We start from the raw sequence: 23,115 nt of genomic DNA, 5'->3' as shown, positions 1-23,115 counted from the left end.
CCATGACCGCATCGGACACTCTGCTCCGCCGCCTCGAACAGGACTCGTCGTCGGCTGCCACGCTGGCCTGGCCCGGCGACTTCGACGTCGACCGCCGGGACCCCGTCGAGGACCTCGTACTCCCGTCCGGCGGCACGCTGCACCCGATAGCCGGATGCGGCGCGGGCGGCACGTACTTCCTCTGCGGGGAAGCCGGGGCCGGGGAGCGGCCCGTCCTGTACGCCGACTCCGAGGGCCGGGCGACACTGATCGGCGCCGACCTCGTCGAGGCGCTCACGCTCATCGTCGTGCTGCCCTTCTGGCGCGACCTGGCGAAGGGCTTCACGATCAGCGAACTCGGCGAGGAACTCCGTGAGGAGCACCCGGACTTCGACGCCGAGCGCGACCACCTTCTGCACGCCCTCGGGCTTGCCTCCGTCTCCGAGGAGGAGGCTGCCGCCCGCCTGCTGGCCGTTGCCGCACGCACGGCCCCGGACTACGTGCCGCGCGTGCCGGACGACGACCACCTGCCCTACGAACCCCTGTTCCCGACCGGCCCCGCACGGCGAAGCCGGCCCTGACCCCGGTGGCCGGCGGCCTCGCCGGCACGCCTCGGCTCCCGACAACCGTTCACGGGTGTCCCGCGAACCGGCCGCGAACCGGCCGCGGCGCCCGGACAGCGAAGCCCGCCGCCCGGCCATGGGCGACGGCGCGAACATGGCTCGACCTGACGCGCGCCTCCTTCGAGGACTGGGCGGCCGAGGACCGCGACCCGTGACCCGACGGGCGTTTCATGCCGTCCCAGCACCATCCGGCGCGGAAAGGCAAAGAGCCCGGCTCCGAAGAGCCGGGCCCTTTCTGGCCTGTATGCCCGCCAGATCGTCGACGAGGTGCGACGTCACCCGCTACACGTTGAAGCGGAATACCTGCGATCTGATCCAGACCTGCGGCGGAGCCCCGCGCAGGGCTTTGACCTGGGGTTTCCTGGTTGGCGTGCGTTGGCTTCCGACAGCCTTTTACGGGTGTCCTGCGGACTGCCTGCGGACCGGAGGACACCCTCACTCGGACGACGGGGGCCTCTCGTCCGTCATACCCAGACGTGCCTGTTCCTCCTCGACGATGCGACGTGCCAGCTCGGTGTCCGACACGTCGACCGCGTCCGGGGTGGCTTCGGCCACGGCGCTGCGGCGGGCATAGGCATCGAACAGGCGCGTCTTGGTCTCCAGCATCTTCACCATGCGTTCGTCGACGCCTCCGGCGGCGAGGATACGGTGCACGCGAACCGGCCTGACCTGGCCCATACGGTGGGCCCGGGCCACCGCCTGATGTTCGATGGTCGGCTTGATCTGGGGTTCGCAGATGACGACGACGGAGGCGGCCTGCATGTTGAGGCCGACGCCCGCTGCCTGGATCTGCCCTAGGAGCACAGCCGGGCCCTGGACACCGGCGAAGTCGTCGACGATCTCCTGGCGACGCTGGGCCGGGACGCCGCCGGTCAGCGGACCGAACACCGGAGTGGCCCCGGCGGTTCCGGCCGCGAGCGCCTCCTTCACCACGCCCAGTACGTCCTTGAAGTTGGAGAAGACCACCGTCTTCTGCCCGTTCTCGCCGGCCTCCTGGAGTATCTCCCGGAGCCGGTCCAACTTGGCCGACTTCTCAGGGCGCATGTAGGCGGCCCTGCGCATGGCCATGAAGTTGCCCGCGCGCACGGCGTCGCGGTACGCCTCCTCGTCCGAAGCGCTCAGCTCCTCCCACTCGTCGGTCTGTTGAAGGCTCGGGAGTTCCGTCAGCACGTCCTCCTGGTTGCGCCGCAGGTAGACCGGGGCCACAGCCTTGCGGAAGGCGACCGATCCGGCCAACGCGTCCCGTTCACCGAGGGAGTCCGCGACGTCGCCGTCGAGCATCTGGACCAAGTTGCGGAACTCCACGACCCGGTTCTCCATCGGGGTCCCGGTCATGAAGAGGCTGCGCTCACAACGCTCCGTCCACAGGGCGACCGACTGAGACCGCTTGGTCTTCGGGTTCTTCACGGAGTGCGCTTCGTCGACGACAAGGAGTCCGACCTCCCCGCCGCCCGGCGCCGGAAATCCGCGCAGTGCGTCGAACGTGGTCACCCCCACCCCGCCCCGCCCCTTCCAGTCGGCGAACGCGTAGTGCCGGTCAGGACCGTGGAGCACCATGACGCGCAGGGCGCTGCGGTCCTCGATCTCCCGAGTCCAGTTCACGAGGACGCTCGCCGGGCAGACGACCATGAAGTGACTCTGTCCCTCGGCAGCCAGGTGGGCGAGGACGGCGATCGCCTGGATGGTCTTCCCGAGGCCCATCTCGTCGCCGAGTATCACCTTGCGCTGCGCAAGCGCGAACCGTGCGCCGAACGCCTGGTATCCGCGCAGGGAGACCCGCCGGTGCGTGTCGTCGAGGTGCTGGGTCCGTACCCGCTCCGCGATCTCGTCCGGCAGAAAGCCCTCCGCGGCAGCCGCGTCCGGCAGCCGCCCGGAGATCTCGGCGAGCAGGCTGTAGTACTCCGCGGAGCGGAGTTCGAAGTCCACCCAGGCCGCGACGTCGGACGAGAGCCCCCGGAGCAGGTCCACGGACGCCTGGGCGAGCAGCTCGGGCAGACCGGCCCGCTCCGCCTCGTCCACCAGCGACCGGATCTCGGCGACCGCCGCCCACGCGCGAACCTTCTTCTCCCGGCCGGCCAGAAGCATCCTGACCCTTCCGGCGGCGGGCCTCGCGTCGGCCAGCAACGGACCGAGCCGTTCCGCCAGGGCGGTGGCCTTGTCGACCGCACGCCGGGCGTCCGGGCCGGCCTCCACCAGGACGTGCAGGGCCATGACGAGCGCGGTGGTGCGCGGCTCCGGCTGGTCCACGTCGATGTGGACGGCCACGGTCTCGTACACAGCCTCGGAGAGCCTGCGGGCGGCGGCGAGCATCTGGTCGACGGTGCGCTGCCCGACACCGGGAATCTGCCGCAACCGGTAGGGGCCCGCTTCGAGAACACTGCCCAGGGTGCGCAGTCCGCTCTTCTCGACGCTCCCCAGCCGCAGCCGTCCTTCGGTGACGTCCTGCAGCCGGGCGACGGGAATGGTGTCGAGCTCCCGCTTCACCGCCGCATCGTGGATCGGCTTCAGTGCCGCCCGTACCGCCTCCACTGCCCTTCCGTGGTCACCGACCACTGCCTGAGCCGCCTCATGCAGTCGCGCTCCCCTCGCGACCGTGTCCCGCTCCCCACGCCCCACGCTCCCCGCCCCTCTCTGACCCTCCTCGCATCCTCCCACCGCTCCCACGGGGCCTCGACAGACGTTCGCGGCTCCCTGCGGGTGGACCGAAACTCGGGGCAGTCATTCACACCCTCAGACTTACGACTACCGGTAGGATCAGCACCATGAGCGGTAGCAGGAAGTATTCGATCAGCCTGCCCGAAGATCTCGCCGAGGCCGTACGCGCCCATGTCGGGCCCGGCGGTTTCTCCGCCTACGTCGCCGAGGCCCTCGAACAGAGGGTCGCCATGGACAAGCTGCGGGAGATCGTCGCCGACTTCGAGACCGACAACGAAGCTCTCACCCGCGAGGAGATCGAGGCCGCCCGGGCGCTGCTGCGCCACGACCACCGGCAGGCCGGCGGGGCCGCCGCCTGATGCCCGGCACCCTCCTGCTCGACAGCGAAGGACTCTCGAAGCTCTACCGCAAGGACCGCACCGTCGTGGCTCTGGTCCAGGCGGCGTCGGAGGAGGGCGTACGCGTCGCCGCCAGCGCCATGACCACGCTTGAGGCCGACTACGAGCGCATCCACCCGGCCCGCATCAAGTGGGTCCTCTCCCGCGTCGACGTTCACGACGTCACCAAGGAGATCACCGACCGGGCCGCCGTCCTCCTTCGCACCCATCACCTTCACGGTCACAAGTACGCCATCGATGCCGTTCTCGCCGCCATCGCCCGCAGCGCGCCCCAGCCGGTCACCGTCCTCACCTCCGACCCCGAGGACCTGACACTCCTGTGCGGCCCTTCCGTGGAGGTCGTCAAGGTCTGAGACCGCGTCGCGGCAACGCCGCCCGGCCAAACGCTGTCACCGCATCGCGGGATCGAGGGCTCACCGCGGACACACGCTTGCGCCCGACTCGCCAACAGGCGCGTCGGGCAAAAGTATTGACATAGCGTCAGTCGTTGAAGCGGAATGCCTGCGAGCCGATCCTGACCAGCGATGGAGTCCCACCGGAGCCTCTGACCAGGCATTTCACCGTTTGGTCGCGTTGACCTCCGACGGGCGGGTACGAGCATCCTGCGGACCGTCTGCGGGACTGGCGAACCCTCGCTCGCCCAGGAGCCGGGCGGCACGGGCGTCGAGCTCGATCGAAGCAGGCGTGCCCTTCACGGTCAGATGGAAGCCGTAACACTCCGCGCGGCCCGTGGTGTCCTGCTCTCGCCATATCCCCGCATACTGCTACCGCTGACCCCCGACACCCGGTCGGGACCCGTAAACGTTGTGTACACATGGCACACTCGGTACCCTTGAAGCATGACTCAGCCACTGCCCATAGAGTCCATCCGCGACGTACGCGCCCACTTGGCCGAAGTCGTCGAACGGGCCGACCGCGACGACGTGCCCACTGTCATCACCCGTCGCGGCAAGCAGGTCGCCGCCGTGGTCTCGATCGACGTGCTGCGCAAGTACCAGGAGTGGGAGGAGCGCGAGATCAACCGCATCATCGACGAGCGCATGGCGAGGCCGGCCGTCGGCGTCCCGATCGAGGACGTGATGAGGGAGACGCTGGAACGCAGTGAGTGACTACCGCACGGTGTTCCGGCCCGAGGCCCAGGCGGAGCTGCGCAAGATCCCGCGTGACATGGCGCTTCGCATCCTGGCCAAACTGACAGAGCTGGAGAGCGACCCCTTCGGCTTCAACACCACCGCACTCGTGTCCCAGCCTGAGCGCCGCCGCCTTCGGGTCGGTGACTACCGTGTCGTCTACACGATCGACAACGGGGAGCTGGTGGTGTGGGTCGTACACGTCGGACACCGCTCCACGGTCTACGACACGTAGCTGCTCCAGGTTCCGTGGACCGCTACGGACAGCACAACGGCCTGACCCACGTTCTCGCAGGTCAGGTCGTTTCTGCACGTCAAATCAGACGTTGAAGCGGAACTCCACCACATCCCCGTCCTGCATCACATAGTCCTTCCCCTCCATCCGCGCCTTCCCCTTGGCGCGGGCCTCGGCCACGGAGCCGGTGGCGACGAGGTCGGCGAAGGAGATGACCTCGGCCTTGATGAAGCCCTTCTGGAAGTCGGTGTGGATGACACCGGCCGCCTCCGGTGCGGTGGCGCCCTTCTTGATGGTCCAGGCGCGGGATTCCTTGGGGCCGGCCGTGAGGTAGGTCTGGAGGCCGAGGGTGTTGAAGCCGACGCGGGCCAGGGTGGCGAGGCCGGGCTCCTCCTGGCCGACGGACTGGAGGAGTTCGAGGGCCTCGTCCTCGTCCAGCTCGGCGAGGTCGGCCTCCAGCTTGGCGTTCAGGAAGATCGCCTCGGCGGGGGCGACCAGCGCGCGCTGCTCGTCCTTGAAGTCCTCGTCCGTGAGCTCGTCCTCGTCCACGTTGAAGACGTAGAGGAACGGCTTGGTGGTCAGCAGGTGCAGGTCGTGCAGCAGCTCGGCCCGCTCGGTGCCCTGGAGGATGCCGTGCGCGAAGAGCGTGTCGCCCTTCTCCAGGATCTCCTTGGCCTCCTCGACCGCCTTGACCTTCGGCGCGACGTCCTTCTTGATCCGGGACTCCTTCTGGAGCCGCGGCAGGACCTTCTCGATGGTCTGGAGGTCGGCGAGGATCAGCTCGGTGTTGATCGTCTCGATGTCGTCCTTGGGCGAGACCTTGCCGTCGACATGGACGACGTTCTCGTCCTTGAAGGCGCGGATGACCTGGCAGATCGCGTCCGACTCGCGGATGTTCGCGAGGAACTTGTTGCCCAGGCCCTCGCCCTCGGACGCGCCGCGCACGATGCCGGCGATGTCCACGAAGTCGACCGTCGCCGGGAGGATGCGCTCCGAGCTGAAGATCGAGGCCAGCTGGGCCAGCCGGCCGTCGGGCACGCCGACCACGCCGACGTTGGGCTCGATCGTGGCGAACGGGTAGTTGGCCGCCAGCACGTCGTTCTTGGTCAGGGCGTTGAACAGGGTCGACTTGCCGACGTTGGGCAGGCCGACGATTCCGATCGTGAGCGACACGTTGCGACTTCCCGTGGTGAGAGGGCCAGGAGCTGGGGCTGCCAGGCCCTCGGAGGACACTGGCCGATCCACCAGTCTACGGCGTTCCGCGCGCCCCTCTCCCGGGAGCGCCGCCCTCCCGGCCAAGGTCCGCGCATCGGCGTGTCTGGGAGCCGATCGGGCACATAAGCAGACCTAAGTTGGTCCAATGGAGCAGCACAGAACGCGACCCCCGAACGACGGACGGCGACGCGGCCCTCAGCCCCGCGCCCAGCTGCCGCCGCAGGCCCGGCGCCGCCCGCCGGGCCCGGAGGCGGGGCGCGGCCCGGGACAGCCGTGGCCGGCCCGGCCGGTGCCGGGTGCGAGACTGCCGGGCCCCCGGCTCACCGGGCTCGGCGGCGGGCTGTTCTGCGTCGCCACGATGTTCCTCCTGGGCTGCCTGGACCAGCTGCTCCTCGACGGCTCGCTGCCGGTGTACGGCGCGCTGTTCCTGCCCGTGTGCGTGCTGACCGCGCTGTGGGTGCGCCCCGGGGACGTGCTGACCGCGCCCGTCGCCGTGCCCATCGCCTTCGCCACCGGGCTGCTCGTGGTCTCCGACGGGCGCGAGGGGATGCTCGGCCGCCTGATGGGCCTGGCGACCGGGCTGGCCACCCAGGCCGGCTGGCTGTACGGGGGGACGCTGGCCGCCGGGGTGATCGTGCTCGTACGACGGGTGCGGTGGGTACGGCGGCGGAGGCGGCAGCGCTGAGGGCGGCGAACGCCCGCGGAGGAGGGGATCAGGACGCGGTGCCTGGTGACGCGCTCCCGCGCGTCGCGTCCGTCACGACAGCTGCGCCGCCCGCATCGCCGCCCCCACGATCCCCGCGTTGTTCTGGAGCTGCGCGGGGACGATGTCGGCCTTGATGCCCTCGATGTGGTGCAGGAACTTGTCGGCCTTGCGGCTGACCCCGCCGCCGATGATGAACACCTCGGGCGAGAACAGCATCTCCACGTGCGCCAGGTACTTCTGGACGCGGCGCGCCCACTGCTCCCAGCTCAGGTCGTGGTCCTCCTTGGCCTTGCTGGACGCCTTGTGCTCGGCGTCGTGGCCGCCCAGCTCCAGGTGGCCCAGCTCGGTGTTGGGGACCAGGACGCCGTCCGCGAAGACGGCGCTGCCGATGCCGGTGCCGAAGGTGAGCAGGATGACCGTGCCCCCGCGGCCCCGGCCCGCGCCGAACTGCATCTCGGCGACGCCCGCCGCGTCCGCGTCGTTGACCACGGTCACCGGCAGGCCGCCCAGTCTGCTGCCGAACAGGGCGCGCGCGTCGGTGTCGACCCAGCTCCTGTCGACGTTGGCCGCCGTACGGACCGTCGCGCCGCCGGTGACCACTCCGGGGAAGGTCAGGCCCACCGGGCCGGTCCAGCCGAAGTGGTCGATCACCTGCTTGACCCCGTCGGCCACGCCGTCGGGCGTCGCCGGGTGGGGGGTGAGCACCTTGCAGCGCTCCTGGGCGAGGTCGCCCCTGTCGAGGTCCACAGGGGCGCCCTTGATCCCGGATCCGCCGATGTCCACGCCGAAGATCTGCATGGCTCCACGTTACGACGGGCCACCGACAGTCACGTCCGCCCGGCCGTGATCACTCCTGGGAAGCGCCCGATCCGCCGCGCTCGGCCACCAGGTTGGCCGCCTCCTCGCGCAGGTCGCGGCGGAGTTCCTTGGGCAGCGAGAAGGTGATGGACTCCTCGGCGGTCTTGACGATCTCCACGTCCGCGTAGCCGCGCTCGGCGAGCCACTCCAGGACCTGCTCGACCAGCACCTCGGGGACGGAGGCGCCGGAGGTGACGCCGACGGTGCTCACGCCCTCCAGCCAGGTCTCGTCGATCTCGTCGGCGTAGTCCACCAGGTACGCCTCGCGGGCACCGGCGAGCTTCGCGACCTCGACCAGGCGCTTGGAGTTGGAGGAGTTGCGGGAGCCGACGACGATGACCAGGTCGGAGTCTGCGCCCATCTGCTTCACGGCGGTCTGGCGGTTCTGCGTGGCGTAGCAGATGTCGTCGCTGGGTGGGGAGACCAGGCCAGGGAACTTGGTCTTCAGGGCGTCGACGGTCTCCATGGTCTCGTCCACGGAGAGGGTGGTCTGCGACAGCCACACGACGCGCTCGGGGTCGCGGACCTCGATCTTGGCGACGTCCTCGGGGCCGTCGACCAGCTGGATGTGGTCGGGGGCCTCGCCGGAGGTGCCGATGACCTCCTCGTGGCCCTCGTGGCCGATCAGCAGGATGTCGTAGTCCTCGCCCGCGTACCGGACGGCTTCCTTGTGGACCTTGGTGACCAGGGGGCAGGTGGCGTCGATGGTGGCGAGGCGGCCGCGGGCGGCCTCCTCGTGGACGACGGGGGCCACGCCGTGGGCCGAGAACATGACGATGTTGCCCTCGGGCACCTCGTCCGTGCGCTCGACGAAGACGGCGCCCTTCTTCTCCAGGGTCTGCACGACGTACTTGTTGTGGACGATCTCGTGCCGGACGTAGATCGGCGCGCCGTACTGTTCCAGGGCCTTCTCGACGGCGATCACGGCGCGGTCCACGCCGGCGCAGTAGCCTCGGGGGGCGGCGAGCAGGACACGGCGGCGAGGCGAAGCGGTCATGGGTCCATCGTAGGGGGCGCGCGACCGCACCGGGATCAGCCGCCCGCGCTCGTCCGGACCTCCCTGTCGGTGGCGGCCATTACGCTCGGCGCATGGTTTTGAAGACGACCCCTGAGGCGCCCCTGCCGGTCGGTGAGGTCTCCCGGCTGATCGGGGGATGGATCGACCGGTTGGGCGCGGTGTGGGTCGAGGGGCAGATCACCCAGCTGTCGCGGCGGCCGGGCGCCGGCGTCGTGTTCCTGACGCTGCGCGACCCGTCGTACGACATCTCGGTCAGCGTGACCTGCTTCCGGCAGGTGTTCGACGCCGTGGCGGACGTCGTCGGCGAGGGCGCCCGCGTCCTGGTGCTCGCCAAGCCGGAGTGGTACGCGCCGCGGGGCCAGCTCTCGCTGCGCGCGGCCGAGATGAGGCCGGTCGGGGTCGGCGAGCTGCTGGCCCGGCTGGAGCGGCTGAAGAAGTCGCTCGCGGCGGAGGGACTGTTCGCGGCGGAGCGCAAGAAGCCGTTGCCGTTCCTGCCGCAGCTGATCGGCCTGGTCTGCGGGCGGGCCTCCGCGGCGGAGCGGGACGTGCTGGAGAACGCGCGGCATCGCTGGCCCGCGGTCCGCTTCGAGGTGCGCAACGTCCCCGTGCAGGGGGTGCACGCAGTCCCGCAGGTCGTGCGGGCGGTCGAGGAGCTGGACGCGATCGAGGACGTGGACGTCATCGTCGTCGCCCGGGGCGGCGGCAGCGTGGAGGATCTGCTGCCGTTCTCCGACGAGCAGCTGGTACGGGCGGTGGCGGGGTGCCGTACCCCGGTCGTGTCCGCGATCGGGCACGAGCCGGACAGTCCGCTGCTCGACCTGGTCGCCGATCTGCGCGCCTCCACCCCGACCGACGCGGCCAAGAAGGTCGTACCGGACGTGGGCGAGGAGCTGGAGCGGGTGCGGATGCTGCGGGATCGCGCCCGGCGCTGTGCGCACACGCTGCTGGAGCGCGAGGAGCGGGGGCTGGCGCACGCGCTGGCCCGGCCCGCGATGGAGGACCCGCACCGGATGCTCGACGAGCGGGCCGACCATGTGGCCTCCCTGGCCGGGCGGAGCCGGCGCACCCTCGGCCATCTGCTGGACCGGGCGGACTCGGAGCTGGCGCACACGCACGCGCGTGTGGTGGCCCTGTCCCCCGCGGCCACGCTGAAGCGCGGCTACGCGGTACTGCAACGCTCCGACGGGCACGTGGTGCGCGCCGCGGGCGAGGTGAGTGAGGGCGAGGCGCTGCGAGCGCGCGTCGCCGACGGCGAATTCACGGTGAAGGTGGGCGAATGACCGGCAAGACGGAGACCGGCGGGGCGGGAGAGACGCTCTCGTACGAGCAGGCGCGGGACGAACTGATCGAGGTCGTACGGCGGCTGGAGGCGGGTGGCGCCTCGCTGGAGGACTCCCTGGCGCTGTGGGAGCGCGGGGAGGAGCTGGCCAAGGTGTGCCGGCGCTGGCTGGAGGGGGCGCGCGCCCGCCTGGACGCAGCGCTCGCGGAGGAGGAAGAGGGCGCGGAGGGCGAGTAGGGCCCGCCCGGGACTGTGGGGTGGACCACTCGACCCTCATTATTGTTGAACGTTAAACCTCGACTGCCGTAGGGTCGTACGGTCAGCAGCGGTCCGGAGCGGACCGTACGCATCACCGAGGAAGTCACGATGTCTCTCGTTCTCGACCCCGCCGCCCAGGACCTGCTGTTCCGCGAGGCCCGCACCGCGAACGCCTTCACCGACGAGCCGGTGACCGAGGAGCAGGTCCGGGCGATCTACGACCTGGTCAAGTACGGCCCCACCGCCTTCAACCAGACCCCGCTGCGCGTCACCCTGGTCCGCTCCCCCGAGGCCCGCGAGCGCCTGGTGGCGCACATGGCCGAGGGCAACCGGCCGAAGACCGCCACCGCCCCGCTGGTCGCGATCCTCTCCGCGGACAACGAGTTCCACGAGGAGCTGCCGGCCCTGTTCCCGGCCTTCCCGGCCGCCAAGGACGCCTTCTTCGCCGAGCGCCCGGTGCGCGAGCGCTCCGCCGCCCTGAACGCCGCGCTCCAGGCCGCCTACTTCATCGTCGGCGTGCGCGCCGCCGGCCTCGCCGCGGGCCCGATGACCGGGTTCGACTCCGAGGGCGTGCGCAAGGAGTTCCTGGACGACGACCACACCCCGCTGATGGTCGTCAACATCGGCAGGCCGGGCCCGGACGCGTCGCACCCGCGCTCCCCGCGGCTCGCGTACGAGGACGTCGTCACGACCGTCTGAGCCGCCCCGCACGACGGAGAGGCCCCCGGCATCGCCGGGGGCCTCTCCGTCGGTGTCCGGTCGGTCAGGACGCGGACGTCTTCTCCATCCGGAGCACGGACGCCATCTTCGTCAGTTCGGTGAAGGAGGCCGTGCCGGCGACCACCGTGGTCGAGCCGGGCGTGTCCTCCAGGACGAGGGCGTCGTAGCGGCCGCCGGTGTAGCGGGTCCAGGTGCGGCCGTCGATCCGCTCGGTGCTCTTGGTGGCCTTCGCGCCCTGGGTGGCCTGGCCGATGAAGTCGGCCCGCTTCTGCGCCGACTGCTCGATCTGGACATACTGGGCATCCGGGGTCTGGAAACCCAGGTGCCAGTAGTCGCCGTTCGCGCCGTCGTAGCTCACGGAGGTGGCCTTCCAGGCGTCGGACAGGCCCTCGGGCCCCGCCACCGGGTAGCTCGCCGCCCTGCGGGCCGTGATCAGCTCGACCCGGTAGTCGACCCGCTTGAGGTCCGGAGCGTGATTGTCGTGCGGGATGGCGAAGAGGTAGACGACCGCCGCCGCGATACCGATCAGGGCCAGGGAGAGAATCATGTCCCGGGCCGTCTTCTGCTTGCCTTTCGAACCTGCCACGCCCCTATCGTCGCAGGTGCCTCATGCGCTCAAACGTGGGGTCCCCTGCTCATTTTGTCTGCCTAACGATAGAGTCATGGCCCAGACCCTCATCCGGCCGTCGCCGTATCAGAAAGGTGCGCCCCGATGACCGAAAATCATCACCTGCCCTCCGAACTCGATGTTCCCGCCGAGGCTCCCGACCGCAACCTCGCCCTGGAACTCGTCCGGGTGACCGAAGCCGCGGCCATGGCCGCCGGCCGCTGGGTCGGGCGCGGTGACAAGAACGGCGCCGACGGTGCCGCGGTGCGCGCCATGCGGTCCCTCGTCTCCACCGTCTCGATGAACGGCGTCGTCGTCATCGGCGAGGGCGAGAAGGACGAAGCCCCGATGCTCTTCAACGGGGAGCACATCGGCGACGGCACCGGCCCCGAGGTGGACATCGCCGTCGACCCGATCGACGGCACCACGCTGACCGCCAAGGGCATGCCGAACGCCATCGCGGTGCTGGCCGCCGCCGAGCGCGGCGCCATGTTCGACCCGTCCGCCGTGTTCTACATGGACAAGCTGGTCACCGGCCCCGAGGCCGCGGACTTCGTGGACATCGACGCGCCCGTCGCCGTCAACATCCGGCGGATCGCCAAGGCGAAGAAGGCGACCCCGGAGGACGTCACCGTCGTCATCCTGGACCGGCCCCGGCACGAGGGCCTGATCAAGGAGGTCCGGGAGGCCGGCGCCCGCATCAAGCTGATCTCCGACGGCGATGTCGCCGGGTCCGTCTACGCGCTGCGCGAGGGCACGGGCGTCGACCTGCTGCTCGGCATCGGCGGTACGCCCGAGGGCATCATCTCCGCGTGCGCCGTGAAGTGCCTGGGCGGCACGATCCAGGGCAAGCTCTGGCCCAAGGACGACGAGGAGCGGCAGCGGGCCGTCGACGCCGGGCACGATCTCGACCGGGTGCTCACGACGGACGACCTGGTCTCCGGGGAGAACGTGTTCTTCGTGGCCACCGGCATCACCGACGGTGAGCTGCTGCGCGGTGTGCGGTACCGGTCGGAGACCGCGCTCACCGAGTCGATCGTGATGCGCTCGAAGTCGGGCACGGTGCGCCGGATCGACTCCGAGCACCGGCTCAGCAAGCTGCGGGCCTACAGCGCGATCGACTTCGAGCGGGCCAAGTAGGCAGAGCGGCGGGAGCGCCCCCTGTGCAAAGGGGGCGCTTCGTCCGCCAGGGCCTCTCCTCCGGATCTCGCCGGGGTCCCGGAGCGGCGGCGAGGTGCCGCCGCCCGGAGCCGACCTGATCCAGACGAGAGGCCCTAGCCGGCTATGCGGTCCGTCGTCACACGGGCCGTCTTCTTCAGGTCCAGTTCGCGGCGGCGGCGCCGCGCCAGGACCACGCGGCGCTCGGCCGCCGTCAGACCGCCCCAGACGCCGTAGGGCTCGGGCTGGAGGAGGGCGTGTTCGCGGCACTCGACCATGACCGGGCAGCGGGCGCAGACGCGCTTGGCCGCCTCCTCGCGGGACAGCCGGGCGGCGGTCGGCTCCTTGGACGGGGCGAAGAACAGCCCCGCCTCGTCGCGCCGGCACACGGCCTCGGTGTGCCAGGGTGCCTCCTGGTCCCGCTCCCGCGCTGGCACCCGCTGGGCCGGTACGGCAGCTACCTGCAGGGACGAATGCGGCGGTTGCAGCACGGGTCTACTCCTGACGACGGCTTCGCGAGCGAGAGACGATGCAGCAAGCCCTACCCGCTGTACGCGCGCCTATGCACTGCGTTCCCGAAGGCGGGGCGGTCGCCGGGGAGTTCGCGGCCGTCAGCGGTCGAGGCGCTTGCGCAGCTTCCGCTCGACCTTGTCCTGAACCCGCTCCAGGATGTCCGAGACGAGTTTGCCGCGCCTGGGCCGCGCCTCCACGTTGCCGAGGACGGCCCAGCCGTCGACGTAGACGACCGGCGCGTCCGTCTCGGTCGAGTCCAGGGTCGCCACGTCGAAGTTGCCGAGGACGCCGCCGCCGGTGCCGCGCAGCGACACGTTCTCCGGGACGCGGATCTGGATGTCGCCGAAGACCGAGACGGCCTTGATCACGACCTGCTGGTACTCGAAGATCGCCTCGCTGAGGTCGATCTCGACGCTGCCGAAGACCGAGTACGCGTGCAGCCGGCGCCCGGCGCGCCAGCGGCCCCGGCGGACGGCGCTGCTGAGGACCGCCACCACGTTGGCGTCGGACTCGCCGGGTATCTCGTCCGTGGGGCGCGGCGGGGCGGGGGTGAAGGCGGCACGGGACGGGTGCTCGTGGGCGGCGGGCAGGTCCTGGATGAAGACCTCCAGTTCGCCGACCGTCTTCGCGTTCAGCACGCCGTCCACGCGCTCGGCGTGCTCGTCGGCGGTGAGCCGGCCCTCGGCGAGGGCCTCGCGGAGGATGTCGGCGACCCGGTCGCGGTCGGCGTCCGAGGCACGCAGGGCGGAGACGCTCGGGGTGGCGTCCTGGGTACGGGCGGGCTTCTGAAGGTCCACGGCAGCAGCGTACCGAAACGCGATAGATCGCGACTAGGGGTGTGGATGACTCGACTGAGCCTTACCTCACAAGTCCGCCGTCGGCGGCAGGTTCTACGCTGGACGGGCCCGCCGGCGTCGACGGGCGCCGTCCGTCAGAGTGAGGAATGGGCTGAGATGCCTGAGTTCGCGTACACCGATCTGCTCCCCCAGGGAGAGGACACCACCCCCTACCGGCTGGTCACGTCCGAGGGCGTGTCCACCGTCGAGGGCCCGGACGGACGGACGTTCCTCAAGGTGGAGCCCGGGGCACTGCGGGCGCTGGCCGCGGAGGCCATCCACGACATCCAGCACTACCTGCGCCCGGCCCACCTCGCCCAGCTGCGCCGCATCATCGACGACCCCGAGGCGTCCGCGAACGACAAGTTCGTCGCCCTGGACCTGCTGAAGAACGCGAACATCGCGGCGGCGGGCGTGCTGCCGATGTGCCAGGACACCGGCACGGCAATCGTCATGGGCAAGCGCGGCCAGGACGTCCTCACCGAGGGCACGGACGAGAAGCACCTCTCGCACGGCATCTACGACGCCTACACCAAGCTGAACCTGCGCTACTCGCAGATGGCTCCGCTCACCATGTGGGAGGAGAAGAACACCGGCTCCAACCTGCCCGCGCAGATCGAGCTGTACGCGACGGACGGCGGCGCCTACAAGTTCCTGTTCATGGCGAAGGGCGGCGGCTCGGCCAACAAGTCCTTCCTGTACCAGGAGACCAAGGCCGTCCTGAACGAGGCCTCCATGATGAAGTTCCTGGAGGAGAAGATCCGTTCGCTCGGTACGGCCGCGTGCCCGCCGTACCACCTGGCGATCGTCGTCGGCGGCACCAGCGCGGAGTACGCGCTCAAGACCGCGAAGTACGCCTCCGCGCACTACCTGGACGACGCGCCCACCGAGGGTTCGCCGCTCGGCCACGGCTTCCGGGACAAGGACCTGGAGGAGAAGGTCTTCGAGCTGACCCAGAAGATCGGCATCGGCGCGCAGTTCGGCGGCAAGTACTTCTGCCACGACGTCCGCGTGGTCCGGCTGCCCCGGCACGGCGCGTCCTGCCCGGTCGCCATCGCCGTGTCCTGCTCGGCCGACCGCCAGGCCGTCGCGAAGATCACCGCCGAGGGCGTCTTCCTGGAGCAGCTGGAGCGGGACCCGGCCCGGTTCCTGCCGGAGACGACGGACGAGCACCTGCGGACCGAGGGCGACGTCGTCGAGATCGACCTCAACCAGCCGATGGACACGATCCTCGCCGAGCTGACCAAGTACCCGGTCAAGACCCGGCTGTCGCTGACCGGTCCGCTGGTCGTGGCCCGCGACATCGCGCACGCCAAGATCAAGGAGCGCCTGGACGCCGGCGAGGAGATGCCGCAGTACCTGAAGGACCACCCGGTGTACTACGCCGGCCCGGCCAAGACGCCCGAGGGCTACGCGTCCGGCTCCTTCGGGCCGACCACGGCCGGCCGGATGGACTCCTACGTGGCACAGTTCCAGGCGGCCGGCGGCTCCAAGGTGATGCTCGCCAAGGGCAACCGCAGCAAGCAGGTCACCGACGCGTGCGACGCCCACGGCGGCTTCTACCTCGGCTCCATCGGCGGGCCCGCGGCCCGCCTCGCCCAGGACTGCATCAAGAAGGTGGAGGTCCTGGAGTACGAGGAGCTGGGCATGGAGGCCGTCTGGAAGATCGAGGTCGAGGACTTCCCGGCGTTCATCGTCGTGGACGACAAGGGCAACGACTTCTTCCAGGACCCGGCCCCCCAGCCGACGTTCACCTCCATTCCGGTGCGCGGCCCCGGTCCGGCCTGACCCGTACGGGGGCTGGGCCACGGCCGACGGCCCGGCCCCCGGAACATCCACGGGCCCCCGCCCGCTGTACCCGGTATGAGCGAATACCGCATCGAGCACGACTCCATGGGCGAGGTCCGGGTACCGGCGGGTGCCAAGTGGCGGGCGCAGACGCAGCGGGCCGTGGAGAACTTCCCGGTGTCCGGGCAGCGGATCGAGCGGGCGCACATCGAGGCGCTCGCACGGGTCAAGGCGGCCGCGGCGAAGGTGAACGCGGAACTCGGGGTACTGGACGAGGACGTCGCGCAGGCGATCCAGGAGGCGGCCGGGGAGGTGGCCCGGGGCGACTGGGACGAGCACTTCCCCGTCGACGTCTTCCAGACCGGTTCGGGCACCTCGTCCAACATGAACGCCAACGAGGTCCTCGCGACCCTGGCGAGCGAGCGGCTCGGGCGCCCGGTGCATCCGAACGACCACGTCAACGCCTCGCAGTCGTCCAACGACGTCTTCCCCTCCTCGATCCACATCGCCGCCACCACCGCCGTCACCCATGACCTGATCCCGGCCCTCGACCACCTCGCCGCCGCGCTGCAGCGCAAGAGCGCCGAGTTCGCCGACGTGGTGAAGTCGGGCCGCACGCATCTGATGGACGCGACGCCCGTGACGCTGGGCCAGGAGTTCGGCGGCTACGCGGCGCAGATCCGCTACGGCGTCGAGCGGCTGCGCGCCTCGCTGCCCCGGCTGGCCGAGCTGCCGCTGGGCGGCACCGCGGTGGGCACCGGCATCAACACCCCGCCCGGGTTCTCCGCGGCCGTCATCGAGGAGGTGGCCCGCGCGACCGGGCTGCCGCTGACCGAGGCCCGCGACCACTTCGAGGCGCAGGGCGCCCGGGACGGCGTCGTGGAGACCAGCGGGCAGCTGCGGACCATCGCGGTCGGGCTGACGAAGATCGCCAATGATCTGCGCTGGATGTCCTCGGGCCCGCGCACCGGCCTCGCCGAGATCCGGCTGCCCGACCTCCAGCCGGGCTCCTCGATCATGCCGGGCAAGGTCAACCCGGTGGTGCCGGAGGCCGTGCTGATGGTCGCCGCCCAGGTGGTCGGCAACGACGCGACCATCGCCACCGCGGGCGCCGCCGGCAACTTCGAGCTGAACGTGATGCTCCCGGTCATCGCCAAGAACGTCCTGGAATCGATCCGGCTGCTGGCCAACGTGACCCGGCTGCTGGCGGACCGCACCGTCGACGGCATCACCGCCGACCGCGAACGCGCCCGCGAGTACGCCGAGTCGTCGCCGTCCGTCGTCACCCCGCTCAACAAGTACATCGGCTACGAGGAGGCCGCGAAGGTCGCCAAGAAGGCGCTCGCCGAGCACAGGACGATCCGTCAGGTGGTGCTGGACGGCGGGTACGTGGAGCGCGGCGAGCTGACCGCGGATCAGCTGGACGAGGCGCTGGACGTGCTGCGGATGACACACCCGTAACCCCCCGAGCGAACCATTTCGGCCACCCCGCGGGCGCACGGGGGAACCGTGACCCGCGCCGCAGCGCCCGCCCCGCCCGGCACCTAATATCTGTCCATGACGGACGACGGAACGATGCGGCAAGCGGCGGCGGGACCTGCGGCGTACTGGGCGCCGGGGACACAGATCCTGTGGCGTTACCGGGAGAACGGCGGCGCGAGGTTCCACATCGTGCGGCCCGTCACCGTCGTACGCGACGACGCCGAACTGCTCGCCGTCTGGCTGGCACCCGGCACCGAGTGCGTGAAACCGGCCCTGGCCGACGGCACGCCGGTGCACCGCGAGCCGCTGGAGTCCCGCTACACCAAGCCGCGCACGGTGCGGCGGGACCGCTGGCTCGGCACCGGCGTCCTGAAGCTGGCCCAGCCGGGCGTGCCCTGGTCGGTGTGGCTGTTCTGGGAACCGGGCTGGCGGTTCAAGAACTGGTACGTCAACCTGGAGGAGCCGCTGGTCCGCTGGGCGGGCGGGGTGGACTCCGAGGACCACTTCCTGGACATCGACGTGCATCCGGACCGCAGCTGGCGATGGCGTGACGAGGACGAGTTCGCACAGGCCCAGCGGGACGGCCTGATGCCCGCCGGGACCGCCGAACGGGTCCGTGCGGCCGGGCAGGCGGCCCTGGAGGCGATCGCGGCCTGGGGACCGCCGTTCTCGGAAGGCTGGCCGGGGTGGCGCCCTGACGCGTCCTGGACGGTACCGTCACTCCCCGAGGACTGGGACCGTACGCCCGCGCACGTGTCCTCATGAGACTCTTGATGCGCCCCCGGGCAGGAAACGTAGGATCGTCCTCCGCAAGGGCGCTTCGGAGCGACAACTTCCGCGGCTTGCGCCGGGCTTGACCGATCGTCACCGAGGGGCGGCAGGGACGTGAACGAGGGGTATCAGGGGAGCACCGTCGGGCGCGCGGCCCACGCCGGTGGCACGGGAACTTCCTCCGGGCACGCGGAAAATCCGTTCCCGGGGCACGTATTGCGGGTATCGGGACTTCTGCGGGACCGACTGCGCGCCCGGCGCGCAGCCCCGGACGGATGGATGCGACACGCGTGACGGAGCAGCCCACCTCCTTCGAGCGCCCCGAGACGGGCGCCGACCCCGCGGACGGCCGCGGGGCCCTGACGCATGCCCCGGAACCGGTCGGCACCCCCGTCTTACCCGTGCAGGCACGGGCGGACGGAGCGCCCTCCGGGCCCGGGACGGCCACCTCGTGTGGCCAGCCACTGGACGGCAAGGGGAAGGAGCCCCCAGTCAACGGCCCGGAGCACTCCCAGCCCGCCACCGCGGACGCCGGCGCGGCCCACCGCCCACGTCCCGCGGAGGCCATTCCGCCGCAGCCAGGCGGCGCCGACCAGGACAGGGCGCCGGGCGGTCCGGAGCGCCGCACCGGGCAGGGTCTGCCGCCGGGGCGGCCGATGCCCATGCGGCGTGACGGCGACCGGCTCAGGTTCGTCGGCGCGGCCACCCGGCGGATCGCCCGCGGCCTCGACCTGGACGAGATCGTGATGGGTCTGTGCCGGGCCACGGTGCCGACGTTCTCGGACGCGATCCTCGTCTATCTGCGCGACCCGCTGCCGGTCGGCGACGAGCGGCCCACCGGCCCCGTCGTACTGCGGTTGCGCCGCACCGACCGCATCCCGGAGGAGCGGGACACCGACGGCGTCCTGCTGCCCGGCGCGTTCGAGCCGGAGCCCGAGCCGGTCGCGCTCGCGGAACTGTCCTCGCTGACGACCGAGCTGTGCGAGGTGCGCCCCGGCGGCTCGCTGAACGAGGTGCTGCGCGGGGTGCGCCCGGTGTTCGCGGACGCGCCGGCCGCCCGAGCCGCGCTGCCCGAACTGCTCGGCGACGGCGCGGAGGCGCTCGTGCCGTCCGGACAGCACGCGATCCTCGCGCCCCTGCGCGGCCGGCGCCGGGTGATCGGCGCCGCCCTGTTCCTGCGCCGGCCCGAGCGCCTCGCGTTCGAGACGGACGATCTGCTGGTGGCCGCCCAGCTGGCCACGCACAGCGCGCTCGGCATCGACAAGGCGGTGCTGTACGGCCGCGAGGCGTACATCGCCGACGAGCTGCAGCGCACCATGCTGCCCGAGACGCTGCCCCGCCCGACCGGCGTGCGGCTGGCCTCCCGGTACCTGCCGGCCGCGGAGACCGCGCGGGTGGGCGGCGACTGGTACGACGCGATTCCGCTGCCCGGCAGCCGGGTCGCGCTGGTGGTCGGCGACGTCATGGGCCACTCCATGACGTCGGCGGCGATCATGGGCCAGCTGCGCACCACCGCGCAGACCCTGGCCGGGCTCGACCTGCCGCCGCAGGAGGTGCTGCACCACCTGGACGAGCAGGCGCAGCGGCTCGGCACCGACCGCATGGCGACCTGCCTGTACGCCGTCTACGACCCGGTCACCCATCGCATCACCATCGCCAACGCCGGTCATCCGCCGCCGGTGCTGCTGCACCTGGGCGGGCGGGCCGAGGTGTTGCGGGTGCCGCCGGGCGCGCCGATCGGCGTCGGCGGGGTGGACTTCGAGGCGGTCGAGCTGGACGCGCCGGCCGGGGCCACGCTGCTGCTGTACACCGACGGTCTGGTGGAGTCCCGGCTGCGGGACGTGTGGACCGGCATAGAGCAGCTGCGCGAGCGCCTCGCCGCCACCGCGCAGCTGACCGGTCCGGACCATCCGCCGCCGCTGGAAGCCCTGTGCGACGAGGTCCTCGACATGCTCGGGCCCGGCGACCGGGACGACGACATCGCGCTGCTCGCGGCCCGCTTCGACGGGATCGCGCCGAGCGATGTGGCGTACTGGACGCTGGAGCCGGAGGACTCGGCCCCGGGCCAGGCCCGCCGGCTGGCCCGGCGGGCGCTCGCCCGCTGGGACATGGAGGACCTCACCGACTCGGTGGAGCTGCTGGTCAGCGAGGTCGTGACGAACGCCGTGCGGTACGCGTCCCGGCCGGTGACGCTGCGGCTGCTGCGCACGCATGTGCTGCGCTGCGAGGTCGGCGACGACGTGCCGCAGCTGCCGCGGCTGCGGCAGGCGCGCGCGACGGACGAGGGCGGCCGGGGGCTGTACCTCGTCAACAAGCTGGCCCGGCGGTGGGGTGCGACGCGGCTGAGCACCGGCAAGGTGGTGTGGTTCGAGCTGCACCGCGGCTGAGGCGGCACGCATGAGGGAGGGCGCCCGGTGAGTACCGGGCGCCCTCCCTCGGTTCCGTCTACGGCTGGTTCTGCCGCTGCTGCTGTCCCGCCTGCCCCCGCTGTCCCCCGAGCTGTTCGAGCGGGTTGTCCGGGCTGGGGTCGCCGGTCGGCGGCTCGGTGGTCGGCGACTGGGTCGGGCTCTGCGTCGGCGACTGCGTCGGGCTCTGCGTCGGCGACTGGGTGGGCGACTGGGTCGGGGAGCCGGACGACGACGGCGTACCCGACGGCGACTGCGAGGGCGACTGGGTCGGGCTCCGGGTGGCGCTGGTCGACGGCTTCGGCGTCTCGACGGCGGCGCCCTGGGAGGTGTCCAGGTCGAACTTGCTGACGCCGTCCATCGCGTCGAAGGTGTAGGCGGCCCAGATCTCCGCCGGGTACCCGCCGCCGTTGACCCGGCCGGTGCCCGGGAGCAGGCCGGTGGCGCCCGTCATGGGAACCTGCGCGTGGGTCTTGGCGCTCTCGCCGAACAGCCCGACCGAGGTGACCAGACCGGGCGTGTATCCGGTGAACCAGGCCGACTTGTTGTTGTCGGACGTACCCGTCTTGCCGGCCACCTGCTGCCCGTCACGCGCCGAGTTGGCCGCCACCGACACCCTGGCCGTACCGTCGTCGACCACGCCGGTGAGCACGGAGGTGACCGTGTCGGCGGCCGTCCTGCTGATCACCTGGTCGCCGATCGGGTCGGGGAGCGTGACATCGCGGTCCTTGTGCTCGACCGACTTGATGATCGCCGGGGTGACCTTCTTGCCGTGGTTGTCGAGCGTCGCGTAGATGCCGGCCATCTCCAGCGGGCTCGCGCCCATGGAGCCCAGCGTCTGGGCGGGGACCGCCTGCATGCCGGTGGTGTCCATGCCGAGCTGCTTGGCCGTGCTCATCACCTTGTCCATGCCCACGTCGACGCCCATCTGCGCGAAGACGGAGTTGACGGAGTCGTCCATGGCCTTCTGGACGGTGATGTCGCCGTAGTTGGCGTTGTCCTCGTTGGGCGGCCCGAAGCCGACCTTGACGCCGTGGTCGACGGCCTGGCGGCCGCTGGTGCCGTCGTACACCGTGTCGGCGTTGATCGGCTTGCCGTCCTGGGTGACGGAGCCCTGCTGGAGCGCCGCGGCGAGGATCACCGGCTTGAAGGTGGAGGCGGGCTGGTAGTCGGTGCGGGTGGCGTTGTTCCTGAAGTGCTTGAAGTAGTCCGCGCCGCCGTACATGGCGAGGACCCGGCCCGTCTTCGGGTCGACGGACACGGCACCGGGCTGGACGTCGCCGTCGACAGGGCGCTTCTTCGCGTCGAGCTTGCTGGTCAGCTGCTCCTTGACGGCCTGCTCCAGCTGGTGCTGCTTGCCCTTGTCGATGTTGAGGGTGATGGTCCAGCCACCCTTCTTCACCAGCGCCTCGGCGTCCCCGATCGTGGCGGCGCTGCCCTGGGCGACCAGTCGCCGCTCCAGGGACGCGTTGGCCGCGTCCACCAGGTAGCCGTTCTGGCCCTTCATGCCGGGCGCCGCCTTGGGCGCCTTCGGCTTCTCGAAGTGCATGGCCCGGCGCTTGCCGGCGTCCAGCCAGTGCTGCTTGACCATGTTGTCCAGGACGTAGTTCCAGCGCGCCTGGGCCAGCCGCTTGCCGGTGGGGGACGCCAGCGCCCAGTCGTACTCGTTCGGCGCCTGGAGCAGCGCGGCGAGGTAGGCGCCCTCCTCGACCGTGAGGTTCTTCGCGTCCTTGTGGTAGTACGCCTGCGCCGCGGCCTGGATGCCGTAGGCGCCGCGACCGTAGTAGCTGGTGTTGATGTAGCCCGCGAGGATGTACTCCTTGGACTTCTGGCGGTCCAGCTTCAGCGAGATGACCAGTTCCTTCAGCTTGCGCGAGACGGTCTGGTTCTGGTCGAGGTAGTAGTTCTTGACGTACTGCTGGGTGATCGTCGAACCGCCCTGCGTACCGCGCCCCATGACGGTGTTGAGCACACCGCGGGCGGTGCCCCGCAGGTCGACGCCGGAGTCGTGGTAGAAGCTCTTGTTCTCGGCCGCGACGAAGGTGAGCTGGACGTCCTTGGGGACCTCGGAGAGGTCGACGCTCTCACGGTTGAGCTGGCCGGTGCGGGCGAGCATCGTGCCGTCGCTGTACTTGTAGATGTTGCTCTGCAGCTGGGCGTCGGCGTTGCCCGCCGGGATGTCCACCAGCATGTACGCGGCCGCGAAGCCGCCTATGCACAGCAGGCACAGCCCGAAGAACGTGCCGAGGACCTTCTTCCACGTGAACATCCGGCGCAGCAGACTCTTGCGGGGCTTGCCCCCGGACGCGAGACCCGCCGGTCCCTCGTCGGTCCCGGATATCGAGCGGCGGCGCTGGGGCGCCGCGCGGTGGCCGCCGCGCTGTCGCGCGCGTCTCTCTTCCGCTCGTCCCATGGGTCCTTCGCTCCGCTTCCGTCTCGATGGTCAGCTCCGAAAGCTAACACCCGCCTATATGACAAAGG

The 23,115-nt window shown here is 70.9% G+C and carries 22 protein-coding genes; 14 read left to right on the top strand and 8 right to left on the bottom strand.

Annotated elements, in window-relative coordinates; genetic code table 11:
• Window positions 1-2 precede the first annotated feature (2 nt).
• The gene (locus VT52_RS16430) at window positions 3-560 is read left to right on the top strand and encodes a hypothetical protein (RefSeq protein ID WP_046423498.1); all 558 of its coding nucleotides are present in this window, start codon (window positions 3-5) and stop codon (window positions 558-560) included.
• Window positions 561-1,037: 477 nt separating this feature from the next.
• Here the strand turns inward: VT52_RS16430 and VT52_RS16425 are convergent, their stop codons facing one another.
• The gene (locus VT52_RS16425; RefSeq protein ID WP_206306530.1) at window positions 1,038-3,218 is read right to left on the bottom strand and encodes a DEAD/DEAH box helicase; all 2,181 of its coding nucleotides are present in this window, start codon (window positions 3,216-3,218) and stop codon (window positions 1,038-1,040) included.
• Window positions 3,219-3,364: 146 nt separating this feature from the next.
• Between VT52_RS16425 and VT52_RS16420 the strand changes: the two genes are divergently transcribed.
• From VT52_RS16420 to VT52_RS16405, 4 genes are all read left to right on the top strand, one after another.
• Window positions 3,365-3,616, top strand: a complete 252-nt coding sequence (locus VT52_RS16420; protein WP_046423495.1) for a hypothetical protein — start codon at window positions 3,365-3,367, stop codon at window positions 3,614-3,616.
• The gene (locus VT52_RS16415) at window positions 3,616-4,008 is read left to right on the top strand and encodes a type II toxin-antitoxin system VapC family toxin (RefSeq protein ID WP_046423494.1); all 393 of its coding nucleotides are present in this window, start codon (window positions 3,616-3,618) and stop codon (window positions 4,006-4,008) included. The genes VT52_RS16420 and VT52_RS16415 overlap by 1 nt, the downstream gene beginning before the upstream one ends.
• 486 nt (window positions 4,009-4,494) lie before the next feature.
• Window positions 4,495-4,764, top strand: coding sequence for a type II toxin-antitoxin system Phd/YefM family antitoxin (locus tag VT52_RS16410; protein WP_046423493.1), 270 nt, complete (start codon window positions 4,495-4,497; stop codon window positions 4,762-4,764).
• Window positions 4,757-5,020: a type II toxin-antitoxin system RelE family toxin gene (locus VT52_RS16405; protein ID WP_030207783.1), complete on the top strand. Its 264-nt coding sequence runs from the start codon at window positions 4,757-4,759 to the stop codon at window positions 5,018-5,020. Before VT52_RS16410 ends, VT52_RS16405 begins: the two co-directional genes overlap by 8 nt.
• A gap of 84 nt (window positions 5,021-5,104) precedes the next feature.
• Here VT52_RS16405 and ychF read toward each other — a convergent pair whose 3' ends face one another.
• A complete protein-coding gene (gene ychF, locus VT52_RS16400; RefSeq protein WP_046423490.1) occupies window positions 5,105-6,193 on the bottom strand; it encodes a redox-regulated ATPase YchF in 1,089 nt (362 codons plus the stop codon).
• Between the two features lie 187 nt (window positions 6,194-6,380).
• Here ychF and VT52_RS16395 point away from each other — a divergent pair, with 187 nt between their 5' ends.
• Window positions 6,381-6,920, top strand: coding sequence for a DUF6542 domain-containing protein (locus tag VT52_RS16395; RefSeq protein WP_206306529.1), 540 nt, complete (start codon window positions 6,381-6,383; stop codon window positions 6,918-6,920).
• A 72-nt stretch (window positions 6,921-6,992) separates the two neighbouring features.
• Here the strand turns inward: VT52_RS16395 and ppgK are convergent, their stop codons facing one another.
• Both ppgK and VT52_RS16385 read right to left on the bottom strand, forming a co-directional pair.
• Window positions 6,993-7,739, bottom strand: coding sequence for a polyphosphate--glucose phosphotransferase (gene ppgK / locus VT52_RS16390; protein WP_046423488.1), 747 nt, complete (start codon window positions 7,737-7,739; stop codon window positions 6,993-6,995).
• Window positions 7,740-7,788: 49 nt separating this feature from the next.
• On the bottom strand, window positions 7,789-8,796 hold the full coding sequence (locus VT52_RS16385) for a 4-hydroxy-3-methylbut-2-enyl diphosphate reductase (protein WP_046423486.1): 1,008 nt from the start codon (window positions 8,794-8,796) through the stop codon (window positions 7,789-7,791).
• Between the two features lie 92 nt (window positions 8,797-8,888).
• Here VT52_RS16385 and xseA point away from each other — a divergent pair, with 92 nt between their 5' ends.
• The 3 genes from xseA to VT52_RS16370 all read left to right on the top strand — a co-directional run bounded on the left by xseA (window position 8,889) and on the right by VT52_RS16370 (window position 11,053).
• Window positions 8,889-10,097, top strand: a complete 1,209-nt coding sequence (gene xseA, locus VT52_RS16380; protein WP_046423484.1) for an exodeoxyribonuclease VII large subunit — start codon at window positions 8,889-8,891, stop codon at window positions 10,095-10,097.
• Window positions 10,094-10,333: an exodeoxyribonuclease VII small subunit gene (locus VT52_RS16375; protein ID WP_046423482.1), complete on the top strand. Its 240-nt coding sequence runs from the start codon at window positions 10,094-10,096 to the stop codon at window positions 10,331-10,333. The genes xseA and VT52_RS16375 overlap by 4 nt, the downstream gene beginning before the upstream one ends.
• A gap of 129 nt (window positions 10,334-10,462) precedes the next feature.
• Window positions 10,463-11,053 carry a malonic semialdehyde reductase gene (locus VT52_RS16370; protein ID WP_046423480.1) on the top strand — a complete coding sequence of 197 codons (591 nt, stop codon included), beginning with the start codon at window positions 10,463-10,465 and terminating at the stop codon, window positions 11,051-11,053.
• Window positions 11,054-11,117: 64 nt separating this feature from the next.
• Here VT52_RS16370 and VT52_RS16365 read toward each other — a convergent pair whose 3' ends face one another.
• Window positions 11,118-11,660, bottom strand: a complete 543-nt coding sequence (locus VT52_RS16365) for a DUF4245 domain-containing protein (protein WP_079175074.1) — start codon at window positions 11,658-11,660, stop codon at window positions 11,118-11,120.
• Between the two features lie 126 nt (window positions 11,661-11,786).
• Here VT52_RS16365 and glpX point away from each other — a divergent pair, with 126 nt between their 5' ends.
• Window positions 11,787-12,821: a class II fructose-bisphosphatase gene (gene glpX, locus VT52_RS16360; RefSeq protein ID WP_046423478.1), complete on the top strand. Its 1,035-nt coding sequence runs from the start codon at window positions 11,787-11,789 to the stop codon at window positions 12,819-12,821.
• Between the two features lie 134 nt (window positions 12,822-12,955).
• Here the strand turns inward: glpX and VT52_RS16355 are convergent, their stop codons facing one another.
• Window positions 12,956-13,330 carry a WhiB family transcriptional regulator gene (locus VT52_RS16355; protein WP_046423476.1) on the bottom strand — a complete coding sequence of 125 codons (375 nt, stop codon included), beginning with the start codon at window positions 13,328-13,330 and terminating at the stop codon, window positions 12,956-12,958.
• A 120-nt stretch (window positions 13,331-13,450) separates the two neighbouring features.
• The gene (locus VT52_RS16350) at window positions 13,451-14,149 is read right to left on the bottom strand and encodes a DUF1707 SHOCT-like domain-containing protein (RefSeq protein ID WP_046423474.1); all 699 of its coding nucleotides are present in this window, start codon (window positions 14,147-14,149) and stop codon (window positions 13,451-13,453) included.
• Between the two features lie 156 nt (window positions 14,150-14,305).
• Between VT52_RS16350 and VT52_RS16345 the strand changes: the two genes are divergently transcribed.
• The 4 genes from VT52_RS16345 (at window position 14,306) to VT52_RS16330 (ending at window position 20,616) form a co-directional block, all read left to right on the top strand.
• Window positions 14,306-15,976 carry a fumarate hydratase gene (locus VT52_RS16345; RefSeq protein WP_046423472.1) on the top strand — a complete coding sequence of 557 codons (1,671 nt, stop codon included), beginning with the start codon at window positions 14,306-14,308 and terminating at the stop codon, window positions 15,974-15,976.
• 75 nt (window positions 15,977-16,051) lie between these two features.
• The gene (locus tag VT52_RS16340) at window positions 16,052-17,437 is read left to right on the top strand and encodes a class II fumarate hydratase (protein WP_046423471.1); all 1,386 of its coding nucleotides are present in this window, start codon (window positions 16,052-16,054) and stop codon (window positions 17,435-17,437) included.
• A gap of 96 nt (window positions 17,438-17,533) precedes the next feature.
• Window positions 17,534-18,223 (top strand): cytidylyl-2-hydroxypropylphosphonate hydrolase, encoded by a 690-nt coding sequence (fomD, locus tag VT52_RS16335; protein ID WP_206306528.1) that lies wholly within the window; start codon window positions 17,534-17,536, stop codon window positions 18,221-18,223.
• Window positions 18,224-18,519: 296 nt separating this feature from the next.
• A complete protein-coding gene (locus VT52_RS16330) occupies window positions 18,520-20,616 on the top strand; it encodes an ATP-binding SpoIIE family protein phosphatase (protein WP_046423469.1) in 2,097 nt (698 codons plus the stop codon).
• Between the two features lie 58 nt (window positions 20,617-20,674).
• On the opposite strand, the gene VT52_RS16325 is transcribed toward VT52_RS16330, so the two are convergent.
• Window positions 20,675-23,047 carry a transglycosylase domain-containing protein gene (locus VT52_RS16325; protein WP_046423468.1) on the bottom strand — a complete coding sequence of 791 codons (2,373 nt, stop codon included), beginning with the start codon at window positions 23,045-23,047 and terminating at the stop codon, window positions 20,675-20,677.
• Window positions 23,048-23,115: the final 68 nt, after the last annotated feature.

The organism is Streptomyces malaysiense, assembly GCF_000980885.2.
Lineage (GTDB): Bacteria > Actinomycetota > Actinomycetes > Streptomycetales > Streptomycetaceae > Streptomyces > Streptomyces malaysiense.
The sequence above is the reverse complement of the archived record's forward strand: the minus strand, read 5'-3'. Positions and strand labels throughout refer to the sequence as shown.

What these genes read in the sequence shown, in the direction of transcription:
- VT52_RS16370 (WP_046423480.1), top strand. Translation starts at nt 10,463, where the DNA reads ATGTCTCTCGTTCTCGACCCCGCCGCCCAGGACCTGCTGTTCCGCGAG.
- VT52_RS16340 (WP_046423471.1), top strand. Translation starts at nt 16,052, where the DNA reads ATGAGCGAATACCGCATCGAGCACGACTCCATGGGCGAGGTCCGGGTA.
- glpX (WP_046423478.1), top strand. Translation starts at nt 11,787, where the DNA reads ATGACCGAAAATCATCACCTGCCCTCCGAACTCGATGTTCCCGCCGAG.
- VT52_RS16410 (WP_046423493.1), top strand. Translation starts at nt 4,495, where the DNA reads ATGACTCAGCCACTGCCCATAGAGTCCATCCGCGACGTACGCGCCCAC.
- VT52_RS16345 (WP_046423472.1), top strand. Translation starts at nt 14,306, where the DNA reads ATGCCTGAGTTCGCGTACACCGATCTGCTCCCCCAGGGAGAGGACACC.
- VT52_RS16420 (WP_046423495.1), top strand. Translation starts at nt 3,365, where the DNA reads ATGAGCGGTAGCAGGAAGTATTCGATCAGCCTGCCCGAAGATCTCGCC.
- fomD (WP_206306528.1), top strand. Translation starts at nt 17,534, where the DNA reads ATGACGGACGACGGAACGATGCGGCAAGCGGCGGCGGGACCTGCGGCG.
- VT52_RS16375 (WP_046423482.1), top strand. Translation starts at nt 10,094, where the DNA reads ATGACCGGCAAGACGGAGACCGGCGGGGCGGGAGAGACGCTCTCGTAC.
- VT52_RS16385 (WP_046423486.1), bottom strand. Translation starts at nt 8,796, where the DNA reads ATGACCGCTTCGCCTCGCCGCCGTGTCCTGCTCGCCGCCCCCCGAGGC.
- VT52_RS16430 (WP_046423498.1), top strand. Translation starts at nt 3, where the DNA reads ATGACCGCATCGGACACTCTGCTCCGCCGCCTCGAACAGGACTCGTCG.
- VT52_RS16415 (WP_046423494.1), top strand. Translation starts at nt 3,616, where the DNA reads ATGCCCGGCACCCTCCTGCTCGACAGCGAAGGACTCTCGAAGCTCTAC.
- xseA (WP_046423484.1), top strand. Translation starts at nt 8,889, where the DNA reads ATGGTTTTGAAGACGACCCCTGAGGCGCCCCTGCCGGTCGGTGAGGTC.
- VT52_RS16395 (WP_206306529.1), top strand. Translation starts at nt 6,381, where the DNA reads ATGGAGCAGCACAGAACGCGACCCCCGAACGACGGACGGCGACGCGGC.
- VT52_RS16325 (WP_046423468.1), bottom strand. Translation starts at nt 23,047, where the DNA reads ATGGGACGAGCGGAAGAGAGACGCGCGCGACAGCGCGGCGGCCACCGC.
- ppgK (WP_046423488.1), bottom strand. Translation starts at nt 7,739, where the DNA reads ATGCAGATCTTCGGCGTGGACATCGGCGGATCCGGGATCAAGGGCGCC.